The organism is Chloroflexota bacterium, from assembly GCA_035652535.1.
Taxonomy (GTDB): domain Bacteria; phylum Chloroflexota; class UBA6077; order UBA6077; family SHYK01; genus DASRDP01.
The window spans coordinates 1-4,182 of record DASRDP010000101.1; the positions used below are offsets into that span (position 1 = coordinate 1).

Annotated in this window: 4 protein-coding genes; 2 read left to right on the plus strand and 2 right to left on the minus strand. The window is 72.4% G+C overall.

Translation table 11 applies throughout. The features are described from left to right. Window positions 1–219: 219 nt before the first annotated feature. Together VFC51_12105 and VFC51_12110 are read right to left on the minus strand one after the other, a co-directional pair. Window positions 220–1,191: an ornithine cyclodeaminase family protein gene (locus tag VFC51_12105; GenBank protein ID HZT07767.1), complete on the minus strand. Its 972-nt coding sequence runs from the start codon at window positions 1,189–1,191 to the stop codon at window positions 220–222. A gap of 97 nt (window positions 1,192–1,288) precedes the next feature. Further along, entirely contained in the window at window positions 1,289–2,050 is a 762-nt protein-coding gene (locus VFC51_12110; GenBank protein HZT07768.1) for a DUF2071 domain-containing protein, read from the minus strand. A 50-nt stretch (window positions 2,051–2,100) separates the two neighbouring features. Between VFC51_12110 and VFC51_12115 the strand changes: the two genes are divergently transcribed. Beyond that, window positions 2,101–3,072 carry a zinc-binding dehydrogenase gene (locus tag VFC51_12115; protein ID HZT07769.1) on the plus strand — a complete coding sequence of 324 codons (972 nt, stop codon included), beginning with the start codon at window positions 2,101–2,103 and terminating at the stop codon, window positions 3,070–3,072. Between the two features lie 149 nt (window positions 3,073–3,221). After that, window positions 3,222–3,872 carry a hypothetical protein gene (locus VFC51_12120; protein ID HZT07770.1) on the plus strand — a complete coding sequence of 217 codons (651 nt, stop codon included), beginning with the start codon at window positions 3,222–3,224 and terminating at the stop codon, window positions 3,870–3,872. Window positions 3,873–4,182: the final 310 nt, after the last annotated feature.

A 4,182-nucleotide genomic window follows, 5' to 3' on the forward strand; every position in this document is an offset into this window, starting at 1 on the left:
GGCCTCGATGGGTGAGCCGCCCTGAAGGGCGGGCCAGCCGGGGTCCCCGGCCTCGATGGGTGAGCCGCCCCGAGGAGCCGGCCTCCGGCGACCCTTAGGCCTCGATGGGTGAGCCGCCCCGAGGAGCCGGCCTCCGGCGACCCTTAGGCCTCGATGGGTGAGCCGCCCCGAGGAGCCGGCCTCCGGCGAGTCCTGGGCTCGCCGTTTCCGGCGCGGCCCCTACGGTGACGAAAGGTGGAAGGTCGAGCCCAGCTCGTTGGCCAACGCCCAGCGGTAGGCCCAGCGCATGATGGCCGTGTCCCAAATCGACATGCCGGGCATCTCGTAGAGGACTGTCTCGCTCTGAGAGGTGCGCCCGGGCGTGCCGCCCTCGATCACCTCGGCCATCGTGGCCGCGACGCGATCGGCGCCCCATCGCCCGTCGGCGATGAGCGAGCGGTAGGGCTCGCGACGCACCTCCACCACCTCGGGCATTGAGGAGACGATGACCCGCGATCGAAGCACGACCTCCGGCGGGAGCTGCCCGGCCGACATCGAGAGGATCAGCGCGCCGGCCCGCACCCATTCGGCCTGCAGCACCGGCTCGCGCGCGTTGCTGGTTACCCCCACGACGTCCGCGCCCTCCACGGCGCGGCGCGGCTCGTCGACGGCCTCCACGGGAACCCCCAGTCGCCGCGTCATCTCCTCCGCGAAGGCGGCGCGGTGCGCCGGCGTGGGGCTGAAGACGCGGACGCGCTCGAGGCGCGGGAGCGCGTGCTTCACGGCGATCACCTGGCCGCGCGCCTGGCGACCGCTCCCCAGCATGCCCATGGTCCGCGCGCCCTCCGGGGCCAAATAGCGCGCGGCCAGGCCAGCGGGCGTGGCCGTCCGCACGACGTTGAGATCGTCGCCCGCGATGAGCGCCAGGAGCTGGCCGTTGGCTCCATCGAAGAGAAGGTTCACGAAAGAATCGGGATTGTCGAGGCGACCGACGAGGGGATTGAAGCGCACGCCCGCGCCATTGGCGGGCGACGCGGAGGGCAGCACGCGGAGCGAGCGCTGCTCGCCCGTGAGGGGCAGCTCGGTCCCCGCGTACAGCTTCGCCTCACCGCGCTGGTGCTCGAGGAACGCCTCCTGGATGGCGGCGAAGGCGCCATCCAGCTCGGACGATAGCTCGGCGAGGGGTCGAAGGTCGGCCTGCGTCAGCAGCAATACCATCGTGCGCCCAGGAGTATACGTGGCTCCGCTCCCCCCGCCGCGGGGGAGCGGAGCGGCTGATGGGCCACCTCCCCGTGCTCGCTGGGAATGTTCAGCGCGGCGGCGGCGCAACTCGGTATGGCGGCCACGTCCGCACGGCGATGCGCGCTGAATAGTACAGGATCGGATCGACGTCGGGCAGCTCCAGGCCCAGCGGCGCGAGCATGGTGTTGGCCGAGATCACGGCCTCGGCGGGCTGCAAAGGCCAGGGCGGGTGCGCGATCTCGAGACGGCTGATTCCCCCGGCCCAACCGACCGTGTAGAGACAGTAGCGCTCGGTGAGGAACTCGGCGAGCGAGCCCGGCTCGGCCCGAAATTCGTCGCCAATGGGGCGATAGCGCGCGACCAGCTCGGCGCGGACCCCGTTCCCGGACCGTCGGCTGCGATAGTCGACCCAGCCGTCGACGACCGTCGACGACATCTCAGCCCGGTGGTATGGAAGGCCGAGGAGTTGGCGCGCGGTCAGCACCGCCCGGCGGTTCGCCGCGTCGAGGCTGAAGAAGTAGACGCCGGGCCGCCCGCCGACGGTCGTGTAGGTGCGCACGTTCAGCTCCGGAAAGGGCGGCAGCGCCGGCGTGGCGCGCAGCCGGACGTTTACCATCGTGAACGGGACGACGCCCACCCACGCGTGGCCCTCGTACGTGTCGATCGGGAGGTCCGCGGGCACGAGCGGGCGCAGCGCGGCCGGGTCCACGGGCCAGTGGGCGAACAGCAGATCGTGCCAGCTCTGACCCAGGACCCACGGAGCGCGCGGCGCGGGCCACGGCCGGTGCGCGTCGCCGGCCGCGTCGCCCACGGCAGAGCGGGGAAGCATGGCACTATGCTACGACACGGCCGCGACGCGCGAAGGGAGAGGGAGCAGGGATGAAGGCGATTCTTGTGCACGAGCCGGGCGGACCCGACGCGCTGCGCTACGAGGACGCGCCCGACCCGAGACCGGGCCCCGCCGAGGTCCTGGTCCGGGTGCGGGCGGTGGGCGTCAACTTCGCCGATCACCTGATGCGCATCGGCGCGTACCACGGAGGCGCGCCGCCCATCATCCCCGGGCTGGAGCTGGCGGGCACCGTGGAGGCCGTCGGCCAGGACGTTGCGGGACTGCGCGCCGGCGATCGCGTCATCGCCTGGGCGCGAAGGACGTACGCGGAGCTGGCGGTGGCGCCCGCCTGGAGCGTGCTGCCGATGCCACCGGGGATGAGCTTCGAAGAGGCCGCGGCCATCCCCGTCGCCTTCGGTACGGCCTGGCACGCACTGGTGACCCTCGCCGGCGTCGCCGCGGGCGAGCGCGTCCTGGTCCACGCGGCCGGCAGCGGCGTGGGGAGCGCGGCCCTCCAGATCGCCAAGCGGCTCGGCGCCTGGGTCGTGGCGACGGCCGGCCAGGACTGGAAGCTGGAGCGCGCTCGGGCCCTGGGCGCCGACGCGGTCGTCAACTATGCCTCGCAGAACGTGGCGGAGGAGGTGCGGCGCGCGACCGACGGGCACGGCGTGGACGTGGCGCTGGAGGGGGTGGGGAAGGCGACGTTCGCCGCCAGCGTGGCGAGCCTGGCCGACGACGGCCGCTGCGTGATCTACGGCTCGCCCAGCGGCCCGCGGGTCGAGCTGGACACGCGCCTCGCCATCATGCGCAACCTCACCTTCTTCGGCATGTCCGTCACCACCGGCCGCCTGTTCAGCACGTCGGTCGCGACCTTCGCGCAGCAGGCGCTCCCCTGGTTCGCCGAGGGACGCCTCCGGCCCATCGTCGACCAGGTGTACGAGCTGCGGGACGCGCCGCGCGCCCACCAGCGGATGATGGACCGGGCGCAGTTCGGGAAGATGGTCCTGCGTGTCGGCGGATGAGTGGCCGCCCCCTCACCCTCACCCCAGGCCGCGGCGGAGGGGGAACCGACGGCTGCCATGCGGAGCGCGTTCTTGTTGTCATGCTGATCGCGTTCTTTTTGTCATGCTGAGCGCGTTGTGGTTGTCATGCTGAGCGCGTTCTTTTTGTCATGCTGAGCGCAGCGAAGCATCTCGATCGGGCGAGATCCTTCGGGCTCCGCCCTCAGGATGACCGACGCGCCCTGAGCCACGTGGCGTTTGACCGGTGGGAGGCTTTGGCCGCGAGCCGCGCCTCCCTCGCGGTCATGTTCCTCTGGGCGGTGGCGGAAGCGACAGTGTGGCCGATCATCCCCGACTTCCTCCTGGTGCCGCTCGCCGTCGGGGCCCAGCGGCGCTTCCTTCGCCCTCTCCTCGCCTCGATCCTGGGGAGCACCCTCGGCGGCGCCGCGCTCTACGTCTTCGCGCACCGCCGACCGAGCCGCGCCCGCGCCCTGCTAGCAGCGCTCCCATTTGTGGCCGAGCGGCACGTTCGGACCGCGGAGGCAGGCATCGCGGAGCACGGCGCCTGGGCGTTCCTGCTCCAGCCCTGGAGCGGCGTTGCGTTCAAGGTGTGGGCGCTGGTCGCGGCGAGCCGAGGCGTAGACCCGGCCCTCGCAATTCCGGCTTCGGTCGCGGGGCGCGCGCTCCGCATGGCGATCTCCGCGGCGCTCCCCGGTCTGCTGTCGGCGCGCTTTCGCCGCACGGTGCGCGATCATGCGCTGGCGCTGACGGCGCTCTACGGGGCGGCATTCGGCGCGGTCCTGCGGGCGCTCATGCGCTGACCGATATGCGAAATCACCCCCTCCCTGACCCTCCCCCGTCGCGGGGGAGGGGATGGTGCGCGCCTTCCCCCGTCGCGGGGGAAAAGCCTGCCCTGAGCCTGCCGAAGGCCTGGGATGGGGGGTGTCACCCCCTCCCTGACCCTCCCCCGTCGCGGGGGAGGGGAATTGTCTGCTTCTTCCCCCGTCGCGGGGGAGGGGATGGTGCGCGCCTTCCCCCGTCGCGGGGGAAAAGCCTGCCCTGAGCCTGCCGAAGGCCTGGGATGGGGGGTGTCACCCCCTCCCTGACCCTCCCCCGTCGCGGGGGAGGGGA

Coding starts and splice junctions, on each gene's coding strand:
- VFC51_12110 (HZT07768.1), bottom strand. CDS start 2,050: ATGCTTCCCCGCTCTGCCGTGGGCGACGCGGCCGGCGACGCGCACCGG.
- VFC51_12115 (HZT07769.1), top strand. CDS start 2,101: ATGAAGGCGATTCTTGTGCACGAGCCGGGCGGACCCGACGCGCTGCGC.
- VFC51_12120 (HZT07770.1), top strand. CDS start 3,222: ATGCTGAGCGCAGCGAAGCATCTCGATCGGGCGAGATCCTTCGGGCTC.